This is a genomic window from Formosa sp. Hel3_A1_48, from assembly GCF_001735715.1.
Classification (GTDB): domain Bacteria; phylum Bacteroidota; class Bacteroidia; order Flavobacteriales; family Flavobacteriaceae; genus UBA3537.
This window is the reverse complement of record NZ_CP017259.1, coordinates 785,702-811,500: the sequence shown is the minus strand read 5'-3', so window position 1 is coordinate 811,500 and position 25,799 is coordinate 785,702. Positions and strand designations below refer to the sequence as shown.

Here is a 25,799-nt window from a genome sequence, read left to right as displayed (position 1 = left end):
ATATATAACAAAATGAGACACGGAAAGAAAACTAATCATTTAGGAAGAAAAACAGCACACAGAAAGGCGATGCTTGCAAACATGGCTTGCTCGTTGATTGAACACAAGCGAATCAATACAACCGTTGCTAAAGCAAAAGCACTCAAACAATTTATTGAGCCACTTGTCACTAAATCTAAAGAAGACACGACACACAACCGCAGAATCGTTTTCAGTAGATTGCGTCAGAAAGCTGCTGTTGCTGAACTTTTTAGAGACGTTGCTGTCAAAATCGGAGATCGTCCTGGTGGATACACCAGAATCATAAAGTTGGGAAATCGTCTTGGCGATAACGCAGACATGGCGATGATAGAATTTGTTGATTTCAATGAAATTTATAACGCCGACAAACCGAAGAAGAAAACAACGCGAAGAAGCCGAAGAGGTAAAGCAAAAGCAGTAGCTGCAGCCGTCACTGCAGAAGCAACTCAAGAAGAAGAATAAATGTTAATAATCATTTAAAATATTAAGGATAAACTTTTTTAGTTTATCCTTTTTTTTATGCAATTTTGTTATACGCTATAACCAACACGTAACTATGAGGTATAAATCAAGAAAAAAGGCAATATTATTACTCGCAGACGGCACCATTTTTCATGGAAAGGCCATTGGGAAAGAAGGAACTGCGTTTGGTGAAGTATGTTTTAATACTGGAATGACTGGCTATCAAGAAGTATTTACAGATCCATCCTATTTTGGTCAGCTTATGGTGACTACCAACGCACACATAGGGAACTATGGAGTAAATGACAATGAGATGGAATCAAGTGACATCAAAATTGCTGGCTTAATTTGTAAAAATTTTAGCTATGAATATTCACGAGTTGATGCGCATGGTAGTCTAGAGAATTTCTTTGAAGCCAATGATCTTTTTGCTATTTCAGATGTGGATACTAGGGCCTTGGTTAGTTACATTAGAGAAAATGGCGCTATGAATGCCGTTATTTCAACAGATATTGAAAACATTGAAGCGCTAAAAAAACAACTATCTGAAGTGCCACATATGGAAGGCTTAGAATTGGCCTCTAAAGTATCGACCAAAGAGCCTTACTATTTTGGTGATGAAAATTCAACTTATAAAATTGCCGCCCTTGATATCGGAATCAAAAAAAATATACTGAGAAATTTTGCAAAGCGCGATGCTTATATTAAAGTTTTTCCTTACGATGCAAGCTTTGAAGAACTAAGTGCATGGAACCCCGACGGTTATTTCTTGTCTAATGGCCCAGGAGATCCTCAACCACTAGTGGAGGCTCAAGCTTTAGCAAAAAAAATCATAGAAAAAAATCTTCCTCTTTTTGGTATTTGTCTCGGTCATCAAGTTATTGCTTTAGCCAATGGAGTTTCCACGTATAAAATGCATAACGGTCATCGTGGAATTAATCATCCCGTGAAAAATTTAAAAACCGGTAAAGGAGAAATCACTTCACAAAACCACGGATTTGCAGTTAACAGAGAGGAAGCTGAAGCTAATCCTGAATTAGAAATCAGTCATTTACACCTTAACGATCATACTGTTGCGGGAATATCTATGAAAAATAAAAAATGCTTTTCTGTGCAGTATCATCCTGAAGCTAGTCCAGGGCCGCACGATTCGTCATATCTTTTCGATCAATTTATCGACCTTCTCAAATAGAGTTTCTAGCGCTCATGAATCAATTTTTGTTCTAAATTTTACTATATCGTTGTAGTTTAATTTTATTGCTTTTCTTTTCAGAAAAAGAGGCTGCAATACAACATTTTTGTAAATTTACAAACTAAACAAACCAAAGAAAATATTATGAGTATAATACTAGACATTCATGCGCGACAGATTTTAGATTCTCGAGGGAATCCAACGGTTGAAGTAGACGTAACTACAGAGAATGGTTTCGTAGGGAGAGCTGCAGTGCCCTCTGGCGCTTCAACTGGAGAACATGAAGCTGTAGAACTACGCGATGGTGGAGACACGTATATGGGAAAAGGGGTTGCAAAAGCTGTAAGTAACGTAAATACAGTTATTTCTGAGGCGCTTATTGGAGCTTCTATTTTTGAACAAAACCTCATAGACCAAACCATGATAGATCTTGATGGAACTCCAAACAAATCTAAGCTTGGCGCAAATGCCATACTTGGAGTTTCTTTAGCTGTAGCAAAAGCGGCAGCAGCAGAACTTGGTATTCCGCTTTACCGTTATGTTGGAGGAGTCAGTGCCAATACACTTCCAGTGCCAATGATGAATATCATCAATGGCGGATCGCACAGTGATGCTCCAATTGCATTTCAAGAATTTATGATAATGCCAGTAAAAGCCAAAAACTTTACACATGCAATGCAGATTGGAACTGAGATTTTTCATAATCTAAAAAAGGTATTACACGACAGAGGCTTGAGTACAGCTGTTGGTGACGAAGGGGGTTTTGCACCTACATTAGATGGTACGGAAGATGCGCTTGATACAATTGCAAAAGCAGTAGCAAAGGCAGGGTACAAATTGGGTGACGAAGTGATGATTGCTCTAGATTGTGCTTCAGCTGAATTTTATGTCGATGGAAAATACGATTACTCAATGTTTGAAGGTGCGAATGGTAAAGTTCGCAGCAGCAAAGAACAGGCTGATTACTTAGCTGAATTATCTGCTAATTATCCAATCGTTTCAATCGAAGACGGTATGGATGAAAATGATTGGGAAGGTTGGAAATACCTTACCGAAAAAATAGGGGATAAAGTTCAACTTGTTGGGGACGATTTATTTGTGACAAATGTAGAGCGTTTGTCTAGAGGAATTGAAAATAACATTGCAAATTCAATTCTTATTAAAGTCAATCAAATTGGTACACTTACAGAAACAATTGCAGCCGTTAATATGGCACACAACGCAGGGTACACATCAGTAATGTCACACAGATCAGGAGAAACAGAGGACAACACTATCGCTGATCTTGCCGTAGCGCTCAATACAGGACAAATCAAAACAGGGTCTGCCTCTCGAAGCGATCGTATGGCCAAGTACAATCAGCTTCTCAGAATTGAAGAAGAATTGGGACAAATGGCTTACTACCCGCAAGAGAAAGCATTTAAAATAAAATAAACATTTTATTAGTGTTTTAACAAAGCCTTTCATTTTTGAGAGGCTTTGTTGTTTTAGGCCGTCAATAATATGAGGTTTTTATTGAAAATAAGGTGGCGATTTTGTAAATTGCGATTCTAATAATTTAAATTTCCTACTGAATAATGTCAGAAAAAGCTACCCTCGAATTCAACGGACAAAAATATGACTTTCCAATTGTCCACGGAACTGAAAAAGAAATAGCCATCAACATCAGTAGTCTTCGTGCAGTCACTGGTGGAGTAACTACTATCGACCCTGGATTTAAAAATACAGGTTCTTGTGAGAGTGCAATTACTTTTTTAGACGGAGAAAAAGGAATTTTAAGGTACAGAGGGTATTCCATTGAAGAACTTGCAGCAAAAGCTGATTTTTTAGAAGTTGCCTTTTTGTTAATTTTTGGAGAGTTGCCAACAGACGAGCAACTTTCTAAATTTCATGAAGACATCAAAGAGAATTCTATTGTAGATGATGACATCAGAAAAATATTAGATGCATTCCCAAAATCCGCACACCCCATGGGTGTGTTGTCTTCGCTCACTTCAGCACTCACAGCTTTTAATCCAGGGTCTGTAAATGTAGAATCAGAAGAAGACATGTATAATTCCGTAGTTAAGCTTCTCGGAAAACTTCCTGTTTTAGTAGCATGGACAATGCGTAAAAAGCAAGGCTTACCTTTGGATTATGGAGACGAAGATTTAGGTTTTGTTGAAAACGTATTGAAAATGATGTTTAAGCAACCAAATAAAGCCTATGTGCAAAATCCAATTATTGTCAATGCTTTAAACAAGTTACTCATCCTTCATGCTGATCACGAGCAAAACTGCTCGACTTCTACTGTTCGTATTGTTGGGTCATCACATGCAGGTTTATTTGCTTCAATTTCATCTGGTATTTCTGCTTTATGGGGTCCACTTCACGGAGGAGCAAACCAAGCAGTATTAGAAATGTTAGAGGCAATTAAAGAAGATGGAGGAGACACCAAGAAATACATGGCAAAAGCAAAAGACAAAAGCGATCCGTTTCGCCTTATGGGCTTTGGTCATCGTGTGTACAAAAACTTTGATCCACGAGCTAAAATTATCAAAGTAGCAGCCGACGAAGTTTTAAATGATTTGGGAGTAGAAGACCCTATTTTAGATATTGCCAAAGGTTTAGAAAGAGAAGCTCTTGCCGATCCTTATTTTGTACAAAGAAAACTGTACCCTAATGTGGACTTTTATTCTGGTATAATCTACAGGGCTATGGGAATTCCTGTAGATATGTTTACCGTTATGTTTGCTCTAGGGCGTTTACCAGGGTGGATAGGGCAGTGGCGCGAAATGCGTTTGCGTAAAGAACCAATTGGGCGTCCGAGACAGATATACAGTGGAGAAACTGCTCGATCTTTCTCTTCTTCAAAGCGCTAATCAATACCTACATATATGCTGAACTTAAACGTTTTAAATGAATTCAGTACATTAAAAGCAGTTGTTCTCGGTGTGGCTAAAAGTAACGGCCCTACCCCAACTCCAGAAGCTTGCTACGACCCTAGTAGCCTGAAACATGTTCTTCAAGGCACCTATCCATCAGAAAAGGATATGGTAGAAGAAATGAGCGCCTTAGTTCAAATTTTTGAATCGCATGGCGTCAAGGTGTATCGCCCAAATATTATTGAAAATTGTAATCAAATTTTCGCTAGAGATATAGCTTTCGTAATCGAGGATAAACTAATCAAATCCAATATATTGCCAGATCGTGCAGAGGAATTTTCAGCCTTAGATCAAATTGTGCGTCAAATTGATTCCCAAAAATGCATCGAACTTCCAGAAGAATGTCATGTAGAGGGCGGCGATGTGATTGTCCACAATGATTATATTTTTGTAGGTGTTTATTTAGGGGATGATTACTCAAGTTTTATCACTGCACGAACTAATATTCAAGCGGTAGAAGCACTTCGGTCACTTTTCCCCAATAAAAAAGTTAAAGCACTTGAATTGAAAAAGTCAAATACTAATCCATTGGAAGGCGCACTTCATTTAGATTGTTGTTTTCAGCCACTCGGAAGAGGCAAAGCACTATTGCATAGAGAAGGATTTACAAATCAAGAGGATTTTATTTTTTTGGAAAAACTATTTGGCAAAGAGCATATTTATTTAACAACTAAACAAGAAATGGCAAATATGAATTGTAATGTCTTTTCAATTTCCAATGATGTTGTTATCTCCGAGGCAGGTTTTACAAGGTTAAATAAATGGTTAGAACTTCATAAATTCAAGGTAGAAAAGGTAAGCTACTCAGAAATATCCAAGCAAGGAGGTCTTTTGAGGTGCTCAACTCTGCCTTTAATTCGCTTATAGATGAATAAACAAATTACAAATTCCGTTTTGATGATCCGTCCTGTTCAATTTCGAATGAATGAACAAACAGCGGTCAACAACTACTACCAGAAGAAAATAAAGGACCTAAAACCCGTTGAAGTCAACAGATTAGCTGCCCAAGAATTTGATGCACTTGTAGACAAATTACGCTCTGTTGGTGTCCACGTTATTGTTGTTAATGACACTAAGGAATTTGATACCCCCGATTCAATATTTCCGAATAATTGGATTTCATTTCATCATAATGGCACCGCCGCTTTATACCCTATGTTTGCAGAAAATAGACGTCACGAGCGCAAGGAGTCTATTTTGGAAGCAGTGGAACAAAACGGATTTTTTATTGAACACATTATTGATTACAGTGCTGCAGAGCAAGAAGAAGTTTTTTTAGAAGGCACAGGGAGTATTATTTTAGATCGTGAGAACAGAAAGGCATATTGTGCATTATCACCTCGTGCAGACGAAGCACTCTTTATTGAATTTTGTGAGGATTTTGATTTTTTCCCTGTTGTGTTTTCGGCCTATCAACCTGTTGGTCTAAAACGAAAGAAAATATACCATACTAATGTCATGATGTGTGTCGGCACCACCTTCGCACTCGTATGTTTGAATTCTATTGACGATAAGAAAGAACGTAAAAACTTAGTCAATCATTTAAAACAAACTAACAAAGATATTGTCGACCTCACAGAAAATCAGATCAATCAATTTGCGGGGAATATGCTTCAGCTTAGTGGCGCAGATCAGAAATCCTATCTAGTTATGAGCCAGTCTTCGTTCGATTCTCTTCGCGCTGATCAACGCACTCAACTCGAAAAGCACACCACCCTAATATCAAGCCCTCTTGATACTATTGAAGTTTGCGGTGGCGGAAGCGCACGCTGCATGATGGCTGAGATATTTTTGCCTAAAGTGACTAATTAATAGAGGTAAAAAAATGTATCTTTGCTTGTGAAAAAAAGTAGTCGATGAGTCTTCAAAAAATTCTTTCTCAACACATAAAATCAGCATTTAAATCTCAGTTTCAGACGGAGATAGACCACATTGAATTTCAGGCTACTCGAAAAGATTTTGAAGGCGATATTACTGTCGTTACATTTCCAATGTTGCGGATGGTAAAAATGAATCCAGTACAGCTAGGCGAACAATTAGGAGCCTATTTAGTAGCGTGTTCAGACGAAGTGGTTTCATTTAATGTAGTGAAGGGCTTTTTAAATTTAGTACTTTCAGATACTTATTTTTTTCAATTATTTCGTCGAATTCAATCAGTTGAAAAATTTGGTTTTATTTCAGCTGCTCAAAGCGATGCTGTAATGGTGGAGTACTCCTCTCCGAATACAAATAAGCCCTTGCATTTAGGGCACATCAGAAACAACCTTTTAGGTTTTAGTATCGCAGAAATTTTAAAAGCTTCGGGCAAAAAAGTCTACAAAACACAAATCATCAATGACCGAGGGATTCACATTTGTAAAAGTATGTTGGCTTGGCAACGTTTTGCACAGGGTCAAACGCCCGAATCTACCGGAATTAAAGGAGATAAATTTGTAGGGAATTTCTACGTAAAATTTGATCAAGAATATAAAAAGGAAATTGCTAAACTTGAGCAAGACGGTTTGGCATTAGATGAAGCTAAAGTTAAAGCGCCTATACTTTTGGCTGCACAAGAAATGCTTCGTCAATGGGAGGCTGGTGATGCTGAGGTAGTTAAGCTTTGGAAAACCATGAATCAGTGGGTATATGACGGATTCGAATTGACCTACAATAATTTAGGTGTTAATTTTGATTCTTATTACTATGAAAGTGAGACCTATCTTTTAGGGAAATCTTTTATTGAAGAAGGACTCAAAAAAGGGGTGTTTTTCAAAAAAGACGATGGTTCGGTATGGTGTGATTTAGCAGAAGAAGGATTGGATGAAAAAATTGTACTTCGTTCAGATGGTACAGCGGTTTATATGACTCAAGACATTGGAACAGCGGTACAACGCGTTAAGGATTGTCCTGATATCTCTGCAATGGTGTATACTGTAGGTAATGAACAAGATTATCATTTTAAAGTTCTTTTTCATATTCTTAAAAAATTAGGATTTGAATGGGCTCAAAATCTTTTTCATTTAAGTTATGGTATGGTAGATTTACCAAGTGGTAAAATGAAAAGCCGCGAAGGTACTGTGGTTGACGCAGATGATTTGGTTTTAGAAATGACCAATACAGCTCAGCTAATATCGCAAGACCTCGGTAAGCTCGACGGATACTCAGAGGCTGAAAAAAACAATACGTATAGTATTATAGGTTTGGGGGCTTTGAAGTATTTTATTCTCAAAGTTGATCCTAAAAAATCAATACTTTTTGATCCTGAAGCATCTGTAGATTTTCAAGGAAATACTGGGCCTTTTATTCAATACACATATGCTCGAATTCAGGCCATTTTAAGAAAAGCCCCTACTGATGGACAAATAGATTTTTCTAAACTATCACTAAGTGTTAAAGAGCGAAATGTGCTGAAGCAATTAGAAGTGTTCCCAGTTGTGATTCAACAAGCCGCGGCTAATTATAGTCCTGCGCTTATTGCCAATTATACGTACGATTTAGTCAAAGAATTTAATTCTTTTTATCAGAACATTTCTATCCTTGGTGCCGAGAGTTCTGGACTAATGAGTTTTAGAGTTCAATTGTGTGCTGCTGTTGGAGAAACCATAAAAAATGCATTTAGTCTGCTCGGCATTCAAGTCCCAGAGCGCATGTAGTATGAGTACATATGAATCAAGACGTAACATCCTACATTCCTAAAGCTGCTCGCGATCAGGTTTTGCAGTTGCTCAATGATGACCATTTACAAGTGGTTGTAAAAAAAGCCCGAAAAACGCGTCACGGAGACTATATAAAACGCAGTAATGTACATCATCAGATTACAGTAAACTCAAATCTAAATCCTTACCGGTTTTTGGTTACTTTGCTTCACGAAATTGCCCATTACGAGGCTTATAAAAGTTTCGGCGCTCATATTAGACCCCATGGGAATGAGTGGAAACTCACCTTTCAACGTCTTGCCTTGCCATTTCTTAATCCCGAAATTTTCCCTGCGCAGACACTTCCTTTTTTAGCTCATTATTTTAAAAACCCTAAAGCGAGCAGTGATTCTGATATTTTACTCTCTCGATCCCTTAAACAATTTGACCCTCCTAATGAAAAAACTTATATCTATGAGATTGCTGAAGGAACCCGCTTTAAAACATCCAATGGTAAAATATTTTGCATGGGAAAAATAAGGCGTACACGCTTTGAGGCTATTGAACTTCAATCCGGACGTTCTTATGCATTCAATCCTAATGCAGAAGTTGAAGTTCTTTTGGATTCATAAGTGTGTACGGCTGAAAGTAAATGAAATAAAATTATTGAATAGCTAGTTTTGAATTCAACCATCATTGTTGAAGAGAATAAAATTTTGCTTATATTTCCAAAAGAAAACATACAGATACTGAAAAACTACCCAAAATGGAGATCGATACTTTAGTTGGAAATTTTATTTAATTATGATTTATAATCCAGAGCAACAAGAAGATAATAACACCTCTATTGATTCTACAGCCGCGGTAAAAGCTGATGCTAAAGGCCTAGTTGCATCGATCAAAGTTTTCTTGATTGAGCTGCTCGATTTTAGAGAAGATACCGACCGGGAAGCCACTATTTCTGCCATCAAAGCCGATGTTCCTTTTAAAGGGGCAACCGCTTGGATACTTATATGCTCGATTTTTGTAGCTTCTATTGGGTTGAATGCTGATTCTACAGCAGTAGTTATTGGGGCGATGCTTATTTCGCCACTTATGGGCCCGATTCTTGGAGTAGGACTTTCCATTGCTATAAACGATATTGATACACTACGAAAGTCCTTGATTAGCTTGCTCACTATGGTTTTTTTGAGTTTGTTAACAGCTTTTTTTTGTTTTTATTTTCTCCCTTTATATGAGGATAATTCTGAGCTTCTTGGCAGAGTAAAACCAGACATTAGGGATGTATTGATTGCGTTTTTTGGTGGTTTGGCATTAATTATTGCAAGGACAAAAAAAGGGACCATTGCCACCGTAATTTTTGGAGTAGCTATTGCTACCGCTTTAATGCCACCACTTTGTACTGCAGGCTATGGATTGTCTCAAGGTAACTGGGGTTATTTTAAAGGTGCCATGTTTTTGTTTGCAATCAATACAATTTTTATTGCTTTGGCCACTTTTGTGGTTTTAAAAGTTCTTAGATTCCCTATGCTCAATTATGCAAATTCAAAACGCCGAAAGACTATTGCGCGTATAGCTGCTTTAATTGCTTTTGCAATGATGTTACCAGCAGGATGGACATTTTATGATGTGATTAAAGAATCCCAATATAAATCTGATTATAAAAATTATTTAAAGAAAGAAATTGAAAATAATACGAGTTTGTGGCTGCAACGCGAACAACTAGATACAAAGTCAAAAACTATTACTTTGAATTTTAATGGCGATATCAATGATGCCACAAAATCGGATTTACTCAATGAAATTCAGGGCTATGAATATCTTAAAGATTTTAAGCTTATAATCAATGGGAATAGCAACCGAAGCACTGATAAAATATTAGAGTTGTATGATATTGCTCTTGATAAGATTGATGAACGCGATAAAAAGATCGAGCGTTTAACGTTCACCATAGACAGCTTAAAACTTGCGGCATCTTCTAAGCATAACTCTATTTATGGTTTTAACTTCATCGATTTGGCTAAAGATGCTAAAATCCAATTCTCTGAATTGGAATCCTTTAGTTTTGCACAAACTTTACGTTCACCAAATTTTAAAACAGTAGATACAGTTTTAGTAGCTACAACTCGTTGGAATTCATCTGTAAGTGATAGTTTACTGAGTCAAAAAAATGCTAACTTAAAAATATGGCTGGAGCAAGAGTTTGATGATGATATAGAGATCTTAACGTACTGAAGCATTAGTCTCTCAAGTACATTTCCCGTACTTTTTTGAATAAATTTGAGGAATACACAAAGCTTGATACCGCTTCGTTATCAGTTTTAAAAATACTGTCATTACTCCCTTCCCATGCTTTTTCTCCATTTTTCAAAAAGACAATCTTTTCCCCAATTTCCATAACAGAATTCATGTCATGAGAATTGATCACAGTTACCATATTATATTCTTTAGTGATTTCTTGAATTAAGTTGTCAATCACAATTGCAGTCTTGGGATCAAGTCCTGAATTTGGCTCATCACAAAACAAATACTTCGGGTTGTTTACAATTGCACGTGCAATTGCAACTCTTTTTTGCATTCCGCCAGAAGCTTCACTTGGCATTTTGTGTTGTGCATTGTCTAGGTTTACACGCTTAAGAACTATGTTTGCACGGTCTTGCATTTCGCTTTCACTTAAATTGGCGAACATTCGGAGTGGAAACATCACATTTTCAGCAATGGTCATTGAATCAAACAAGGCGCTTCCTTGGAAGACCATACCTATTTTTGAACGTAAATTTCTTTTTTGATCATCAGAAAGTTTAGTAAACTTCTGATCATCATAATCAATACTGCCTTCGGTGTAGTCAAAAAGACCCAATAAGCACTTTAGAAAAACGGTCTTTCCTGATCCACTCTGCCCAATGATGAGATTGGTTTTTCCTTGTTCAAAAGTGGTGGAAATTCCTTTAAGGACTTCAACATCCCCAAACGATTTATGAAGGTCAGTAACTTTAATCATCAGCTGAGTAACATTTGTGTTAGGATATAATTCAATAAAATGATAACTACACTAGTCCAGACAAAGGCAACAGTACTAGCTTTACCAACTTCTAGAGCGCCGCCTTTCATGTAATAACCATGAAAAGATGGAATAGTTGCCAAAATAAAAGCAAACACCAGAGTTTTAATGAAAGCATAAACCATATGAAACGGTATAAAGTCTAATTGTATACCCGTAATGTAGTCTTCTAAAGTTGAGAATCCCCCATAAACACAGGCGGCCATTCCTCCAATTATCCCTAAGAACATAGCAATAGAAATAACAAAAGGATATAGCGTAAGCGCAATCATTTTTGGGAAAACAAGATAATTTATCGAATTGACCCCCATAACCTCAAGGGCATCGATTTGTTCTGTAACTCGCATAGAACCAATACTTGAAGTGATAAACGATCCAACTTTACCAGCCATAATTATAGATATGAAGGTAGGAGCAAATTCTAAAATTATAGATTGACGAGTAGCAAAACCAACTAGGTATTTAGGAATCAAAGGGCTGGTGATATTTAGCGCAGTTTGTATTGTGATGACACCACCAACAAAAAAGGAGATGAATGCAACAATTCCAAGAGAACCAATCACCAAATCGTCGACCTCTTTCAAGATTAAATTTTTCATAACCGATCGTTTCGTGGGTTTACGAAACATTTCAGCGATCATTAAAAAATAAGTGCCAATATTATGAAGATAGCTCATGTGGTTTAATCTTCCTGCTAAAGTAAAAAAAATCTAGGCAGTAGGGATTATAATTTAATCAAATTGAGGTTTTGTATTTTTTAAAGATAGATTTATAGAGTCAATATAGTTGAGAAGCTGCTCTTTGCCCTCATAACTTGAAGAAGAGGTGATGAAATGCTTAGGAAGCTCTTCCCAGCTCTTATTTAGGGTGCTCTGGTAATGTGCCACATTTCGCTCGATAGCTTTTGGCTTGAGTTTATCCGATTTAGTGAAAATAATGCTAAAGGGAATTTGATGCTCACCTAACCATTGCATAAAATTCAAATCTATTTGTTGGGGTTCATGGCGTATGTCGACAAGTACAAACGCAGAGACTAATTGTTTGCGTTTGCGAAAATATGCTGTAATAAATTTTTGAAAGGTTTTTTTGCTTGACTTTGATACACGTGCATAGCCATAGCCAGGTAAATCTACTAAATACCATTGTTCGTTAATAAGGAAATGATTGATTAGTTGAGTTTTTCCAGGTCTACCAGATGTTTTTGCTAACTTTTTTTTGTTGGTCAACATGTTAATTAATGAAGATTTACCAACATTACTGCGCCCGATAAAAGCATATTCTGCAAGGTTATTTTCTGGGCATTTGGAAACATCTTGATTGCTTACGACAAATGTTGCGGTCTTGATGTGCATGTCAAAAATCTTATAGCCCTCTCATTTTGAGCCATTCTAAGAGGATTTCATTAAATGTTTCGGGGTGCTCCATCATGGCTGCATGACCACATTTGTCAATCCAGTATAGGTTTGAGTCTGGCAGTAATTTATGAAATTCATCGGCCACGTTTGGAGGAGTAACAATATCATTTTTACCCCAAATGATACAGGTAGGAGTAGTCATTTTAGGTAAATCTTTCGCCATATTGTGTCGAATAGCACTCTTTGCGATGGCAAGTGTTTTCACGAGCTTATTTCTGTCATTTACCGTTTCAAAGACATCGTCAACAATTTCTTTAGTGGCCACAGCAGGGTCATAAAAAACCTCCTCAGCCTTGGCTTTAATAACGTTATAGTCGCTTCTTTTTGTATACCCACTTCCCATGGCGCTTTCATAAAGCCCTGAACTTCCTGTGATCACAAGTCCAGCAACCTTAGTTGGGTAGAGATTTGTGTAATAGAGTCCAATATGACCTCCTAATGAATTGCCTAGTAAAATCACATCTTCATAGCCTTTAAAATCAATAAAATCTCTAAGGAAGAAAGCGAAATTTTTCACATTCGTATTGAGTAAAGCTAGATCGTAAACAGGGAGTTTTGGCAATACCAATTTATAACCGTTTTTACTGAAGTAATTAATAGGCCCATCAAAATTACTGAGCCCACCCATTAAACCATGTAAAATAATGATGGGACGCCCCTCTCCAATTTCGGTGTAGCTGAATTTCCCTTCCTTCTTTAACGCATACTTCATTGTCGTGAATTGATAAATTGGTATCAAAGGCAAAGCTAAGCAATTTTATTCAATAAAGGCACCCAATACTAATTCTTAATGTTTTGCTAAAATTGACCTTATTTTTCATTTCGTAAGACCATATTTTTCTTCAAAATGCTTTATTAACACACAAATGTTAATTTCACTACATTTTTTATAAATTACTGATAATCAATTATTTAAAATATAATTACCATGCATTTTATCGAACTATTTTGCGTTTGGTAGAATTTTATTAACAAAGTGGTAAAAAGTGGTAAAAAGTGGTAATAATTTTATAATTTTGGAATACACAAAACAGTTAATTACAATAATTAGTGAACACTCTTATTGGCACATATGAATGTAAAGCAGACGCAAAAGGCCGTTTGATGCTTCCTGTAGCATTAAAAAAGCAATTGTCTTCTTCAATGCAAACTGGTTTTGTATTAAAGCGTGCTGTTTTTCAGCCCTGCTTAGAGTTGTATCCAATGAAAGAGTGGGAGGAGCTAATGCAAAAGGTTAATAAGCTCAATCGATTTAAAAAGAAGAACAACGACTTTATAAGAAGATTTACTGCAGGGGTTAAGCCTATCGAATTGGATGCGTCGGGTCGTCTTCTTGTTCCTAAAGACTTAGTTGGATTCGCCAATATTACTAAAGAAGTTGTTGTTTCCTCAGCAGTCAATATTATTGAGATCTGGGATAAAAAATTATATGAAAAAGCCATAGATGATGCTGCTGATGATTTTGCAGAATTAGCAGAAGAAGTGATGGGTCAAGATGATGCCGATGGAATATCATAGTCCTGTTTTACTAAATGAATCTGTAAATGGCTTGGCTATAAAAAAAAATGGGGTGTATGTGGATGTTACTTTCGGAGGTGGTGGTCACAGTCGAAAAATCTTACAACACCTAGGTCCAGAGGGTAGGCTTTTTGCTTTTGATCAGGACAAAGACGCTCTTTCAAATACAATAAAGGATGATCGGTTTGTGCTGATCAATGAAAACTTCAAGTTCATGAAGCGTTTTTTGCGTTTTCACGGCGTAAAAGCCGTAGATGGAATATTGGCCGATTTTGGTGTTTCTTCTTATCAGTTTGATGCGCCAGAGCGAGGGTTTTCAATTCGTTTTGATGCGCCACTAGATATGCGTATGAACCAGGAAGATAAGCTTTCAGCTAAAACAATTGTGGATTCTTATTCTGAGGAAGAATTGAGACGAATATTTTGGGACTTCGGTGAATTAAGGTCAGCACCAGCTATAGCGAGAACAATTGTTGAGGCTCGAAGCGAACGGCCTATTGAAACCACTTTTGAGTTAAAAAAGTTATTACATAAGTTTTTACCTCGAGGAAAGAACAATAAAATTTTAGCCCAAATTTATCAGGCGATTCGCATCGAAGTTAACAATGAGCTTGAGGTTCTAAAGTTGTTTTTGATTGCAAGTAAAGAGCTGTTAAAAACAGAGGGTAGGTTGAGTGTAATTTCGTACCACTCGCTTGAAGACCGTTTGGTGAAGCGCTTTATACGAAATGGTATGTTTCAAGGAGAACCTGAGCGTGATGTATTTGGAAATTATTCGGTACCACTTGAGAAAGTGGGTAAGTTGATTGTTCCGACAGATGAAGAAATTAAAATTAACAATAGAGCGAGAAGTGCTAAGCTAAGAATCGCCAAAAAAATATAGAGGAAAAAAATGAAAAACATAATGTACAACATTTTAAAAGGTACTTTTTTGGTCAGCGATGGTGCTTTTAAAAAATGGCGTTTGATTTTGTTTTTTTCTGCTCTAGCCATAATGACAATTGCAAGTTCACACAGTGCTGACCGGAAAGTACACCACATTGCAAAATTGAATGAGGACGTGAAAGCATTACGCTCTTTGTATGTGCAAAAGAGATCAGATTTAATGGAACTAAGGTTGGAGTCTGTTGTACGAAGTCGTCTTAAGGACAAAGGGATTGTTCCTTCCAAAACTCCGCCTGTGAAAATTTTAATCGCTTCAAACACAAACTGATAAATGTCCGAAAAGGAAAACAACATATTAAATAAGCTATATTTCATTTCCGGATGTATGTTCATTTTTGCTTTGTTGGTTGTGTTTAAATTAACAAAAATTCAGTTCGTTCAAGGAGAGTCCTACAGGGCTTTGGCTGAAAAGCGAAGCCTAAAAGATGTGGTAATTCCTGCCAACCGAGGCAATGTGTATTCTGTAGATGGAAGTTTGTTGGCTACATCAGTGCCTAAATATGATATCAGAATAGATTTGGTAACTTCATCAGAACGGAACTTTCAAGCTCATATTGAAGCACTTTGTGATTCTGTTTCAAGCTTTAATGGCAGTTCTTCGCTCAATCTACAAAAGCGCATACGTGAGGCAAGACAAAATAAAAACAGGTATTTCTTGTTGGCGCGTCAAATTGATTACTCGGATTATTTGCGTTTTAGAGCTTTCCCATTACTGGATTTAGGGGCATTCAAAGGTGGATTGATTGTTGAGCAAAGCACAAAAAGGGATTATCCTCTTGGCGCTATTGCACAACGGTCCATTGGATATGAACGAACAGATGAAAATGGATTTATTACTCGAGTCGGAATTGATGGTGCATTTGGCGAAAAATATTTACGAGGTGTAGATGGAAATCGCCTTAAGCAGAGTATTGGAAAAGGCCAATGGAAACCTATTGATGACTTTAATCAGACGGAGCCAAAAGATGGATTTGATGTTTACACTACTATTGATGTTAATATTCAGGATATTGCTCATCATGCACTTTTAGAGCAATTAGAAACGTATAAAGCCGATCACGGTTCTGTAGTCGTTATGGAAACAAAAACAGGGGCAATTAGAGCCATTTCTAATCTCGGTCGAAACAAAGAGGGCAGGTACTATGAACGTCTCAATTACGCCATTGGTGAGTCTCATGAGCCGGGTTCTACATTTAAGCTTATGGCGCTGGCGGTAGCATTAGAAGATAAAAAAATTGATACAACAACAATTGTCGATACAAAGAAGGGGATCCTTTCTTTTTATGGTAAAAAGGTTAGAGACTCAAAAAAAGGAGGTTATGGTAAAATTTCTGTAGCTGAAGCTTTTGAGGTTTCATCCAATACAGGAATTGTAAGTGTTATTGATCAAGCCTACAAAGATAATCCTTCGCAATTTGTTGATGGTTTGTATAAAATGAATCTTAATGATTCACTTCAACTCCCTTTGGTTGGAGAAGGAAAAGCTATTATTCCAGACCCTAGGATTAAAAATAACAGATGGAGCGGTATTGCTCTGCAGTGGATGGCCTACGGATACGGTGTCTCTTTTACGCCACTTCAAACGCTTACATTTTATAACGCAATTGCCAATGATGGAAAAATGGTGAAACCACGATTTATAGATAGAATAAAAACTATAGATAAAACAATTGAAGTGTATGATACTGAGGTGATCAACCCCCAAATATGCTCGAGCGAAACAATACAGAAACTTCAAAAACTACTTCAAAATGTAGTTGATAAAGATCATGGAACAGGCCATGGTTTATACACTGAAAATTTTTCGATGGCAGGTAAGACAGGGACTTGTCAGAAAGATTATAAGAACAAAGAACAGTTGAATTATATATCAACATTTTCTGGATATTTTCCTGCAGAAAATCCAGAATACTCATGCATTGTTGTTGTACATGAACCCGAGAAAAGTGTGGGTTACTATGGGGCTGACGTTTCTGGTCCAGTATTTAAAAAAATTGCACAAAAGATATACACTAGCGCGCCAGTAGAGGATGTTATCGATCAAATAGAGCATAAGACCCCTGATGTTGAGGAGCACTATAATAATTATTATACAACAGCGGAAAAATACAAAACTATAATGCCAAATCTAAAAGGGCTACCTGCTATGGACGCCATTGCAATTTTAGAAAATATGGGATTGAATGTGAAACTCATTGGCCGTGGTACAGTCCACAAGCAATCGATAAGAAAGGGTGAAAAAGTGACACCAAAAGCCACTGTAATACTAGAATTAACGTGAATATATTAAAAGACATATTGTATCACGTCGCTCTAAAATCGGTTCAGGGCTCAACAGACAAAAGCATTAATTCGTTACAATACGATTCGCGAAAGATTTCAGTGAATGATGTTTTTGTGGCGATCAAAGGAGCTCAGTCTGATGGGCATTCTTTCATAGATAAGGCTATAGAAAACGGCGCATGTGTTATAGTCGCTGAAACAATTCCACAAGAAAAAGCAGAACATGTAACCTATGTCGAAGTTCAATCATCAGCATCGGCTTTAGCGTTTATGGCTGCTAATTTTTATGGCCACCCTTCGAAAAACTTGAAATTAATTGGGGTTACTGGGACAAATGGCAAAACAACAATTACATCGCTATTATTCAATTTGTTTAAGGCCGCTGGTTATAAGGTAGGTCTTATTTCTACAGTCAAGATAATGGTAGATGAAATTAGTTATTCCACAACGCATACAACACCAGACTCTCTTGTAATCAATGCTTATCTAAAGCAAATGAATGAAGCTGGAGTAGAGTTTTGTTTTATGGAAGTAAGCTCACATGGAATTGATCAAAAAAGAACAGAAGGTCTTGATTTTAAAGGAGGGATTTTCAGCAATCTCTCACACGATCATCTAGACTACCATTCATCCTTTGCGAATTATCGTGATGTCAAAAAATCTTTCTTTGACCTTTTGCCTAAATCAGCTTTTGCTCTCACTAATGCGGACGATAAAAATGGTAAAATCATGCTGCAAAACACCAAGGCCAAAACCTATACTTATGCCTTAAAAAGCTATGCAGATTACCGCACTCAAATTCTTGAAAATCATTTTAAAGGTTTGCTTTTGAAGATTAACGATAGTGATATATGGGTCAAACTTATTGGCCACTTCAATGCTTATAATCTTACCGCAGTGTTCGCATGTGCTGATATATTAGGATTAGAAAAGGACGAGCTTTTACGTTTTATGAGCACCCTTGATAACGTTAGTGGTCGTTTTGATTATTTCGTTACCCCTAGCAATATAACTGTAATTGTAGATTACGCCCATACACCTGATGCTCTTAAAAATGTATTGCAAACAATCAACGAAATTCGTACAAAAAATGAAGATTTAATCGCTGTTGTGGGTTGTGGTGGTGATCGTGATAAGACAAAACGCCCGAGGATGGGGCATATTGCTTCAGTTTTAAGTTCCAAGGTCATATTCACAAGTGATAATCCGAGATCAGAAAATCCTGAAACGATTATTTCTCAAATGGAAGAAGGAGTAGAGCCTCAAAATTTTAAGAAAATCATAGCCATAACCAATCGAAAACAAGCCATAAAAACCGCATGTCAGATGGCTAAACCTAAAGATATAATTCTTGTCGCAGGGAAAGGTCATGAATCATACCAGGAAATTAACGGAGTGCGGTCTGAATTTAATGATTATATCGTCGCCCAAGAATGTTTAAATCAATTACAAAAATAATATGCTGTACTATTTGTTTGAATATTTAGAAAAAGAGTTTCAGTTTCCTGGCGCTTCACTTTTTGGGTTCTTGACTTTTAGAGCTGCTTTAGCTATTATTTTATCGCTTTTGATTTCAACAATATTTGGCAAGAAAATTATCAACATTCTTAGTGCTAAACAAGTTGGGGAAACCATAAGAGATTTAGGTTTGGAAGGACAAAAAGAAAAAGCAGGAACCCCAACAATGGGTGGCTTGATCATCATCCTAGCGACTTTAGTGCCTGTTTTGTTGTTAGCAAAATTGGATAATATCTACATCATTTTACTTCTAATTACTACAATTTGGATGGGTGTCATTGGATTTATAGATGATTATATCAAAAAATTCAAAAATGACAAAGAAGGACTGAAAGGGAGGTTTAAGATTTTAGGTCAAATAGGTCTAGGTGTTATTGTTGGACTAACATTATTTTTTCATTCAGATGTCACAATTAAAGAACAAATACCTATACAGCAGCGTACAGTTGTCTCATCAGTACAGGGTGTGTCGCAGCAATTTTATCCAGAATCCAAATCTACAAAAACAACAATACCCTTTGTTAAAGCCAATGAGTTCGATTACGCAGACTTAATCACATGGATTCATCCAAATCTAGAGAAACACGCTTGGATTGTATTTGTGTTGGTTGTGATTTTTATCATAACAGCTGTTTCTAATGGTGCAAATTTAACGGATGGCATTGACGGACTAGCAGCTGGGACGTCCGCAATTATTGTATTAACGCTAGGGATTTTTGCTTGGGTTTCAGGCAATATAATTTTCTCAGATTACTTAAATATAATGTACATCCCCCGAGTAGAGGAAATCACAATTTACATTGCTGCTTTTGTCGGTGCGCTTGTTGGGTTTTTATGGTACAATACATTTCCGGCACAAGTTTTTATGGGTGACACGGGAAGTTTGACAATCGGCGGCATCATCGCTGTTATTGCTATAGCTGTTCGAAAGGAATGGCTAATTCCTCTGTTGTGTGGAATTTTCTTGGCTGAAAATGTTTCAGTCATGTTACAAGTTGGGTATTTCAAATACACAAAGAAAAAATTTGGTGAAGGACGACGGATTTTTAAAATGTCGCCTCTACATCATCATTATCAAAAATCAGGATATCACGAAAGTAAAATTGTAACTCGTTTCTGGATTGTTGGAATTCTTTTAGCCATCCTAACTATAGTTACTCTTAAAATTAGATAAATGAAAAGACTGGTTGTACTTGGTGGTGGTGAAAGTGGTGTAGGTACAGCACTATTGGGAAAAGAAAAAGGGTTTGATGTATTTGTTTCAGATTTCGGAGCCCTTAAAAAAGTGTACAAGGACGTTCTTAAACATAATGAGATTGAATGGGAGGAAGGTAAGCATACTGCATACAAAATTTTAAATGCTGATGTTGTCATGAAAAGTCCAGGGATTTCTGAACAAGTGCCTATTGTAAAGGCTTTGCTTGAAACTGGTATTCCTGTGATTTCTGAAATTGAATTTGCTGCACAATTCACATCTGCTGATATTATTGGTATAACGGGAAGTAATGGAAAAACCACCACAACAATGATGGCCAACCACATACTTAATCAAGCAAAATTTGATGTAGTTATGGGTGGAAATATTGGTGATAGTTTTGCAGGACTTATTCATAAAGATCCAGATTATTTTGTACTAGAGTTGAGTAGTTTTCAACTCGATGGAATCAAAAATTTCAGACCCCATATAGCAGTACTAACTAATATTACTCCAGATCACTTGGATCGATATGCGAATAAATTTGAAAATTATATTGCCTCCAAATTCAGAATAATCTTAAATCAAACAAAACAAGATTATTTGATTTATGATGCTGATGATGAGGTCATCAGCACATATCTTCAGACTCATCCTATTCAGTCGACTTTAGTGCCTTTTTCGCTAACTAAAACTTTAGCACAAGGCACCTATTTAAATGAAAAAGAAATTATAATTAAACTAATTAAAGAAGAAAACATAATGCCAACAACAAATTTAGCTTTGGAAGGAAAGCATAACATCAAAAACGCGATGGCTGCTGCTACAGTTGCCCACCTTCTCAAAATAAGAAAAGAAACTATTCGTGAGAGTTTAGAATGTTTTCAAGGCGCTGAGCATCGGTTAGAACATGTATTGAAAATAAATAAAGTTCAATACATCAATGATTCTAAGGCTACGAATGTAAATGCCACTTATTTTGCTTTGGAGAGTATGTCTGCTCCGACCGTATGGATTGTTGGTGGTGTTGATAAAGGAAACGACTATAGTGCTTTGTTTCCATTTATAAATGAAAAAGTAAAAGCGATTATTTGTCTTGGAAAAGACAACGAAGCTTTATTTCAAAATTTCGAACAAATGGTCGATATCATTGTGGAGACGCAATATATGTCTGAAGCCGTTAAGATTGCTTATAATATAGCAACTGCTGGGGAGAATGTTTTACTTTCTCCAGCCTGTGCAAGCTTCGATTTGTTCAAAAATTATGAAGACAGAGGACATCAATTTAAATCAGCAGTACGCGCCTTATAAATGATAAAGTTTGCAAACATAAAAGGAGATCGAATGATATGGGCCATAGTCGCGCTGTTGGCCATATTTTCATTTTTACCTGTTTATAGTGCTGCAAGTAATTTGGCCTATACTTATGGTGACGGCCAAACCTTCACTTATTTTATTAAACATTTTGTGCATTTATTTCTCGGTTTTTCAATTATTTATGCCATACACAAAATTCCTTATCGTTATTTCAAAGGGCTTTCTATGGTGATGTTCCCTGTTGTTTTGATTCTTTTGTTGGTCACTTTGCTCCAAGGAACAACTATTGATGGTGCAAATGCCAGCCGTTGGATTCGTGTTCCTTTTGTTGGCTTCACTTTTCAGCCATCTACCCTAGCAGCCCTAGTATTGATGGTTTTTGTGGCACGTTATCTCTCTAAGATTTTTGAAGAAAACATCTCATTCAAATCGTCCATAATGCCATTGTGGTTTCCTGTTTTTGTGGTGCTTATTTTGATTCTTCCAGCTAATTTTTCTACTACAGCAATCATATTCACCATGATTTTGGTATTGGCTTTTTTAGGAGGCTATCCCTTACGATATTTAGCAGCAATTGTCGGTTCAGGTCTTTTAGTACTCGCCTTTTTTGTGCTCATTGCCAAAGCATTTCCAGATTCTATGCCAAATAGGGTTGATACTTGGACTAGTAGGATTGTGAATTTCATGGATGATCATGATTCTGAGGAAGATTATCAAATTGAAAAAGCTAAAATCGCTATAGCCACAGGGAGTGTTTATGGGTTAGGTCCTGGAAAAAGTGTGCAAAAAAACTTTTTACCACAATCTTCATCTGATTTCATTTTCGCCATCATTATTGAAGAGTATGGTTTGATAGGGGGTTTATTTTTATTGGTACTGTACCTCTTGCTGTTGTTTAGGATTGTAGTAGTGGCGCAAAAGGCAGGTACTGTTTTTGGAAAACTTCTGACCATTGGCGTTGGGCTTCCAATTATTTTTCAGGCGCTTATCAATATGGGCGTAGCTGTAGAGTTATTTCCTGTTACAGGACAAACATTACCATTGATAAGCAGCGGCGGCACTTCTATATGGGTTACTTGTTTGGGGATTGGGATCATACTGAGCGTCAGTGCAAAAAGAGAAGAAATTAGAAATCAATCTGAGGAGGAGCATCCTTTAGAAATTTTAAGTGAAGCTTTATAATGAATAAATTTAAAGTCATATTATCTGGAGGTGGTACAGGGGGACATATTTTTCCTGCTTTATCAATTGCACAAGGGCTAAAAGTAAAACATCCAAATACTGTTTTTCTTTTTGTTGGGGCTTTAGGTAAAATGGAAATGGAAAAAGTGCCAAATGCAGGCTTTAAAATTACTGGACTTTGGATCTCTGGATTTCAAAGAAAGCAGTTGTTAAAAAATATTTTATTTCCATTAAAGCTGTTTATTAGTTTGTTTAAATCTGTATTTATTATGCTTCGATTTAGACCAAATGTTGTAATTGGTACTGGTGGTTATGCAAGTGGTCCATTGTTATTTATTGCTTCTCTTTTGGGTAAACCTACGCTGATACAAGAGCAAAACTCCTACCCTGGTGTAACAAATAAATTACTGGCAACTAAGGCGCAAAAGATATGTGTTGCCTATGAAAATTTGGAATCATTTTTTCCTAAAGATAAAATTGTGGTTACTGGCAATCCTGTACGGCAAGATCTTTTAGATTTAAACGCTAAACAGCAGGAGGCGCAATCGTCTTTTGCTTTGGATCCCTCTAAAAAAACACTTCTTGTCTTGGGCGGAAGCTTGGGTGCGCGCAGAATCAATCAAATGGTTGAGGGGCATCTGCCATTTTTTAAGAAAAATAATATTCAACTAGTGTGGCAGTGTGGTAAATTATATTTTGATGATTATAAGATTTATAATGATAAAATTGATGTTCAGGTTTTGTCGTTTATAAAACGAATGGATTTAGCTTATGCAGCAGCAGACATTATCATTTCCAGGGCAGGAGCGAGCTCCGTTTCGGAACTTTGCATCGTAGGCAAGCCTGTGGTTTTTATTCCATCGCCAAATGTTGCAGAAGATCATCAAACTAAAAATGCCTTAGCTGTTTCTAGTCAAAATGCAGCCCTTCTAATTCCAGAGAAAGATTTAAATCAAGAATTCGAGGCTCATTTTTCTAATCTATTGAGCAATAAAGAATTACAGCAACAATTGAGTACGAATATTAAAAAATTGGCCAAACCTTCAGCTACTGATGAGATTGTCATTGAAATTGAAAAATTGATTAACGCATGAATCTAAAAGCATTCCATAACATTTATTTTATTGGTATCGGTGGTATCGGGATGAGTGCTTTGGCGTCTTATTTTTATGCCGCTCAAAAAGCTGTTTCAGGATATGATAAAACCCCAAGCGATATTACAAAAATATTGGAGCTTTCTGGAATTGGTGTCAATTACGTTGACCATGTAAAAAATATAACTTCTGAATTTTTAGACGCATCAAAAACACTAGTTGTGTACACGCCTGCTATACCACATTCAAATTCGCTTTTAACTTATTTTAAGGCAAATAATTTTACCGTTTTAAAACGTTCAGAAGTTTTAGGTTTGATTACTAAAGACACCTTCTGTATGGCAGTCGCTGGAACTCATGGTAAAACTACGACTACAAGTATTTTAGGACACTTGATGAAGGTCGCCGATCAAAACATGACTGCGTTTTTAGGGGGAATATCTGAAAATTACAATTCAAATTTAATACAAAACGGACATCAAGTTACAGTTGTTGAAGCCGATGAGTTTGATCGCTCATTTATGACCCTTTCTCCTAATTTCGCATGTATCACATCCACAGATGCAGACCATTTGGATATTTACGGTAATAAGGAATCTCTAAAACAGTCGTTCTTAGATTTTTCAAATAATATAACCGCTGATGGGCAGCTTTTTGTCCACGATTCACTTTCGATGCAGGGCACCACTTATGGTGTTGAATCCGATTCGGATTATGCAGCAATTAATATTCGTATTTCTAATGGAATCTATCAATTCGATTTAAAAACCCCTTCAGCACTTTATAAGGATTTTAAATTTAATTTGCCCGGGCAACACAATTTGAGCAATGCTGTAGCTGCGCTTGCCATGGCTTTGTCTTTTGGTTGTCCTGTTGAAAAATTATACAGCGGTTTAGATTCATACCGCGGAGTTAAACGACGCTTTACTTATAAGCAAAAAAATGATTCCTTTGTGTTTATTGACGATTATGCACACCACCCCAAAGAAATTGATGCTGTTTACCAGGCAATATCTGAAATGCATCCTGCACAGTCAATTACTGCTGTTTTTCAACCACACTTGTTCAGTAGAACACAAGATTTCGTAGAAGATTTTGCGCGTTCTCTTTCTGTCTTTGATGCAGTTTTATTATTGGAAATATACCCTGCACGTGAACTGCCGATAAAGGGTGTTAACTCTGCTTGGTTGTTGGGTAAGATCACGGCGCCAATCAAAAAATTGGTATCCAAAGAAACATTATGTGAGGCTATTAAATCGATTGATTACCCTGTGTTAGTAACCATGGGTGCAGGTGATATTGGAACTCTTGTTGAACCGCTTTCAAAAAACTTGATGTATGCATAAATATAAAAATATAGCGAAAGGAGTTTTGTTGTTCACATTAGTGGTATTTCTATATGCATTTTCAGCCAAAAGAAATACTGATTTACCCATAGCAAAAACAAACATTGAATTTGTTGGTGAAGATCATTTGTTGATCAGTAAAAATATCGTTGATAAATTGTTAATACAAAATCAACAAGCTGTGGAATGTATGCCTAAAGATATTTTAGATTTGAATGAATTGGAGTCCAAAATATCATCCCATCCGATGATTGAAAAAGCAGAAGTGTATCTTACTGTAAATGGGGAAGTTAGAGTAGAAGTAGCACAACGAAAGCCTCTGGCGCGAGTGATTTCCGAGCCTTCGTTTTACATTGACAGTCGGGGGGAAATGATGCCGCTTTCTCCGGAACATAGTGCACGTGTGATTTTGGTTTATGGAGATGTTGATGCATCAAATCTTGAGGCTGTTAATGAGCTCTTACAGTATATAGCTCAGGATGACTTTTTGAAGCTTTATGTGACCGAGATTATTGTCAATGAGGAGCAACAATTTTCACTAGCCATGCGGACCTACGATTTTGAAGTAGTTGTTGGTACAACAAAAGATTTAGATAAGAAAATGAATAATTTTAAAGCATTTTATCAAAAAGCAAAAAAAGATAAGCTGCTTCAGACATATAAAACAGTGAATTTACATTTCGACCGTCAGGTTGTTTGTACAAAATTTTAA

Annotated in this window: 24 protein-coding genes; 20 read left to right on the top strand and 4 right to left on the bottom strand. The window is 36.7% G+C overall.

What is annotated here, in order from left to right; genetic code table 11:
* The first annotated feature begins 12 nt into the window (after window positions 1–12).
* The 9 genes from rplQ (at window position 13) to FORMA_RS03605 (ending at window position 10,448) form a co-directional block, all read left to right on the top strand.
* On the top strand, window positions 13–483 hold the full coding sequence (gene rplQ, locus FORMA_RS03645) for a 50S ribosomal protein L17 (RefSeq protein WP_069674373.1): 471 nt from the start codon (window positions 13–15) through the stop codon (window positions 481–483).
* 94 nt (window positions 484–577) lie between these two features.
* Complete coding sequence (carA, locus tag FORMA_RS03640; RefSeq protein ID WP_069674372.1) at window positions 578–1,675, top strand: glutamine-hydrolyzing carbamoyl-phosphate synthase small subunit; 1,098 nt, start codon at window positions 578–580, stop codon at window positions 1,673–1,675.
* A gap of 144 nt (window positions 1,676–1,819) precedes the next feature.
* Window positions 1,820–3,109: a phosphopyruvate hydratase gene (eno, locus tag FORMA_RS03635; protein WP_069674371.1), complete on the top strand. Its 1,290-nt coding sequence runs from the start codon at window positions 1,820–1,822 to the stop codon at window positions 3,107–3,109.
* Window positions 3,110–3,252: 143 nt separating this feature from the next.
* Entirely contained in the window at window positions 3,253–4,536 is a 1,284-nt protein-coding gene (locus FORMA_RS03630) for a citrate synthase (RefSeq protein WP_069674370.1), read from the top strand.
* A gap of 15 nt (window positions 4,537–4,551) precedes the next feature.
* Complete coding sequence (locus FORMA_RS03625) at window positions 4,552–5,466, top strand: dimethylarginine dimethylaminohydrolase family protein (protein ID WP_069674369.1); 915 nt, start codon at window positions 4,552–4,554, stop codon at window positions 5,464–5,466.
* The gene (gene ctlX, locus FORMA_RS03620) at window positions 5,467–6,411 is read left to right on the top strand and encodes a citrulline utilization hydrolase CtlX (protein ID WP_069674368.1); all 945 of its coding nucleotides are present in this window, start codon (window positions 5,467–5,469) and stop codon (window positions 6,409–6,411) included.
* Between the two features lie 44 nt (window positions 6,412–6,455).
* On the top strand, window positions 6,456–8,231 hold the full coding sequence (gene argS, locus FORMA_RS03615; protein ID WP_069674367.1) for an arginine--tRNA ligase: 1,776 nt from the start codon (window positions 6,456–6,458) through the stop codon (window positions 8,229–8,231).
* 11 nt (window positions 8,232–8,242) lie between these two features.
* The gene (locus FORMA_RS03610) at window positions 8,243–8,845 is read left to right on the top strand and encodes a SprT-like domain-containing protein (RefSeq protein ID WP_069674366.1); all 603 of its coding nucleotides are present in this window, start codon (window positions 8,243–8,245) and stop codon (window positions 8,843–8,845) included.
* Between the two features lie 172 nt (window positions 8,846–9,017).
* Window positions 9,018–10,448, top strand: a complete 1,431-nt coding sequence (locus FORMA_RS03605) for a DUF389 domain-containing protein (protein WP_069674365.1) — start codon at window positions 9,018–9,020, stop codon at window positions 10,446–10,448.
* Window positions 10,449–10,452: 4 nt separating this feature from the next.
* On the opposite strand, the gene FORMA_RS03600 is transcribed toward FORMA_RS03605, so the two are convergent.
* The 4 genes from FORMA_RS03600 to FORMA_RS03585 are packed head-to-tail and all read right to left on the bottom strand — an operon-like array spanning window position 10,453 to window position 13,401.
* Complete coding sequence (locus FORMA_RS03600) at window positions 10,453–11,214, bottom strand: ABC transporter ATP-binding protein (RefSeq protein ID WP_069674364.1); 762 nt, start codon at window positions 11,212–11,214, stop codon at window positions 10,453–10,455.
* Window positions 11,214–11,951, bottom strand: a complete 738-nt coding sequence (locus tag FORMA_RS03595; RefSeq protein ID WP_069674363.1) for an MlaE family ABC transporter permease — start codon at window positions 11,949–11,951, stop codon at window positions 11,214–11,216. Before FORMA_RS03595 ends, FORMA_RS03600 begins: the two co-directional genes overlap by 1 nt.
* Window positions 11,952–12,005: 54 nt before the next feature.
* Entirely contained in the window at window positions 12,006–12,626 is a 621-nt protein-coding gene (gene yihA, locus FORMA_RS03590; RefSeq protein ID WP_069674362.1) for a ribosome biogenesis GTP-binding protein YihA/YsxC, read from the bottom strand.
* A 10-nt stretch (window positions 12,627–12,636) separates the two neighbouring features.
* Complete coding sequence (locus FORMA_RS03585) at window positions 12,637–13,401, bottom strand: alpha/beta fold hydrolase (protein WP_069674361.1); 765 nt, start codon at window positions 13,399–13,401, stop codon at window positions 12,637–12,639.
* A gap of 338 nt (window positions 13,402–13,739) precedes the next feature.
* On the opposite strand from FORMA_RS03585, the gene mraZ reads away from it, so the two are divergent.
* Genes mraZ through FORMA_RS03530 form a run of 11 tightly spaced genes read left to right on the top strand, consistent with a single transcriptional unit; the run spans window position 13,740 to window position 25,799 of the window.
* On the top strand, window positions 13,740–14,207 hold the full coding sequence (gene mraZ / locus FORMA_RS03580; protein ID WP_083236549.1) for a division/cell wall cluster transcriptional repressor MraZ: 468 nt from the start codon (window positions 13,740–13,742) through the stop codon (window positions 14,205–14,207).
* The gene (gene rsmH, locus FORMA_RS03575) at window positions 14,194–15,090 is read left to right on the top strand and encodes a 16S rRNA (cytosine(1402)-N(4))-methyltransferase RsmH (protein WP_069674360.1); all 897 of its coding nucleotides are present in this window, start codon (window positions 14,194–14,196) and stop codon (window positions 15,088–15,090) included. Before mraZ ends, rsmH begins: the two co-directional genes overlap by 14 nt.
* Before the next feature lie 9 nt (window positions 15,091–15,099).
* Window positions 15,100–15,420 (top strand): FtsL-like putative cell division protein, encoded by a 321-nt coding sequence (locus tag FORMA_RS03570; RefSeq protein ID WP_069674359.1) that lies wholly within the window; start codon window positions 15,100–15,102, stop codon window positions 15,418–15,420.
* Window positions 15,421–15,423: 3 nt separating this feature from the next.
* Window positions 15,424–17,433 (top strand): penicillin-binding protein, encoded by a 2,010-nt coding sequence (locus FORMA_RS03565; RefSeq protein ID WP_069674358.1) that lies wholly within the window; start codon window positions 15,424–15,426, stop codon window positions 17,431–17,433.
* Window positions 17,430–18,893, top strand: a complete 1,464-nt coding sequence (locus FORMA_RS03560; protein WP_069674357.1) for a UDP-N-acetylmuramoyl-L-alanyl-D-glutamate--2,6-diaminopimelate ligase — start codon at window positions 17,430–17,432, stop codon at window positions 18,891–18,893. The genes FORMA_RS03565 and FORMA_RS03560 overlap by 4 nt, the downstream gene beginning before the upstream one ends.
* A gap of 1 nt (window position 18,894) precedes the next feature.
* The gene (gene mraY, locus FORMA_RS03555) at window positions 18,895–20,127 is read left to right on the top strand and encodes a phospho-N-acetylmuramoyl-pentapeptide-transferase (RefSeq protein ID WP_069674356.1); all 1,233 of its coding nucleotides are present in this window, start codon (window positions 18,895–18,897) and stop codon (window positions 20,125–20,127) included.
* Complete coding sequence (gene murD / locus FORMA_RS03550) at window positions 20,128–21,459, top strand: UDP-N-acetylmuramoyl-L-alanine--D-glutamate ligase (RefSeq protein WP_069674355.1); 1,332 nt, start codon at window positions 20,128–20,130, stop codon at window positions 21,457–21,459. It begins immediately after the preceding gene.
* Window positions 21,460–22,647 (top strand): FtsW/RodA/SpoVE family cell cycle protein, encoded by a 1,188-nt coding sequence (locus FORMA_RS03545; protein ID WP_069674354.1) that lies wholly within the window; start codon window positions 21,460–21,462, stop codon window positions 22,645–22,647.
* A complete protein-coding gene (gene murG / locus FORMA_RS03540; protein ID WP_069674353.1) occupies window positions 22,647–23,741 on the top strand; it encodes an undecaprenyldiphospho-muramoylpentapeptide beta-N-acetylglucosaminyltransferase in 1,095 nt (364 codons plus the stop codon). The genes FORMA_RS03545 and murG overlap by 1 nt, the downstream gene beginning before the upstream one ends.
* Complete coding sequence (gene murC / locus FORMA_RS03535) at window positions 23,738–25,087, top strand: UDP-N-acetylmuramate--L-alanine ligase (RefSeq protein ID WP_069674352.1); 1,350 nt, start codon at window positions 23,738–23,740, stop codon at window positions 25,085–25,087. The genes murG and murC overlap by 4 nt, the downstream gene beginning before the upstream one ends.
* Window positions 25,080–25,799 (top strand): cell division protein FtsQ/DivIB, encoded by a 720-nt coding sequence (locus tag FORMA_RS03530; RefSeq protein ID WP_069674351.1) that lies wholly within the window; start codon window positions 25,080–25,082, stop codon window positions 25,797–25,799. The genes murC and FORMA_RS03530 overlap by 8 nt, the downstream gene beginning before the upstream one ends.

Bases quoted from the DNA above. Each gene is read 5' to 3' on its own strand.
- ctlX (WP_069674368.1), top strand. From the start codon at position 5,467: ATGAATAAACAAATTACAAATTCCGTTTTGATGATCCGTCCTGTTCAA.
- FORMA_RS03595 (WP_069674363.1), bottom strand. From the start codon at position 11,951: ATGAGCTATCTTCATAATATTGGCACTTATTTTTTAATGATCGCTGAA.
- FORMA_RS03585 (WP_069674361.1), bottom strand. From the start codon at position 13,401: ATGAAGTATGCGTTAAAGAAGGAAGGGAAATTCAGCTACACCGAAATT.
- mraY (WP_069674356.1), top strand. From the start codon at position 18,895: ATGCTGTACTATTTGTTTGAATATTTAGAAAAAGAGTTTCAGTTTCCT.
- FORMA_RS03565 (WP_069674358.1), top strand. From the start codon at position 15,424: ATGTCCGAAAAGGAAAACAACATATTAAATAAGCTATATTTCATTTCC.
- FORMA_RS03625 (WP_069674369.1), top strand. From the start codon at position 4,552: ATGCTGAACTTAAACGTTTTAAATGAATTCAGTACATTAAAAGCAGTT.
- FORMA_RS03570 (WP_069674359.1), top strand. From the start codon at position 15,100: ATGAAAAACATAATGTACAACATTTTAAAAGGTACTTTTTTGGTCAGC.
- rsmH (WP_069674360.1), top strand. From the start codon at position 14,194: ATGGAATATCATAGTCCTGTTTTACTAAATGAATCTGTAAATGGCTTG.
- murC (WP_069674352.1), top strand. From the start codon at position 23,738: ATGAATCTAAAAGCATTCCATAACATTTATTTTATTGGTATCGGTGGT.
- eno (WP_069674371.1), top strand. From the start codon at position 1,820: ATGAGTATAATACTAGACATTCATGCGCGACAGATTTTAGATTCTCGA.
- FORMA_RS03610 (WP_069674366.1), top strand. From the start codon at position 8,243: ATGAATCAAGACGTAACATCCTACATTCCTAAAGCTGCTCGCGATCAG.
- murD (WP_069674355.1), top strand. From the start codon at position 20,128: ATGAAAAGACTGGTTGTACTTGGTGGTGGTGAAAGTGGTGTAGGTACA.
- FORMA_RS03605 (WP_069674365.1), top strand. From the start codon at position 9,018: ATGATTTATAATCCAGAGCAACAAGAAGATAATAACACCTCTATTGAT.
- argS (WP_069674367.1), top strand. From the start codon at position 6,456: ATGAGTCTTCAAAAAATTCTTTCTCAACACATAAAATCAGCATTTAAA.
- yihA (WP_069674362.1), bottom strand. From the start codon at position 12,626: ATGCACATCAAGACCGCAACATTTGTCGTAAGCAATCAAGATGTTTCC.
- rplQ (WP_069674373.1), top strand. From the start codon at position 13: ATGAGACACGGAAAGAAAACTAATCATTTAGGAAGAAAAACAGCACAC.
- FORMA_RS03530 (WP_069674351.1), top strand. From the start codon at position 25,080: ATGCATAAATATAAAAATATAGCGAAAGGAGTTTTGTTGTTCACATTA.
- carA (WP_069674372.1), top strand. From the start codon at position 578: ATGAGGTATAAATCAAGAAAAAAGGCAATATTATTACTCGCAGACGGC.
- murG (WP_069674353.1), top strand. From the start codon at position 22,647: ATGAATAAATTTAAAGTCATATTATCTGGAGGTGGTACAGGGGGACAT.
- FORMA_RS03600 (WP_069674364.1), bottom strand. From the start codon at position 11,214: ATGATTAAAGTTACTGACCTTCATAAATCGTTTGGGGATGTTGAAGTC.
- FORMA_RS03630 (WP_069674370.1), top strand. From the start codon at position 3,253: ATGTCAGAAAAAGCTACCCTCGAATTCAACGGACAAAAATATGACTTT.
- FORMA_RS03545 (WP_069674354.1), top strand. From the start codon at position 21,460: ATGATAAAGTTTGCAAACATAAAAGGAGATCGAATGATATGGGCCATA.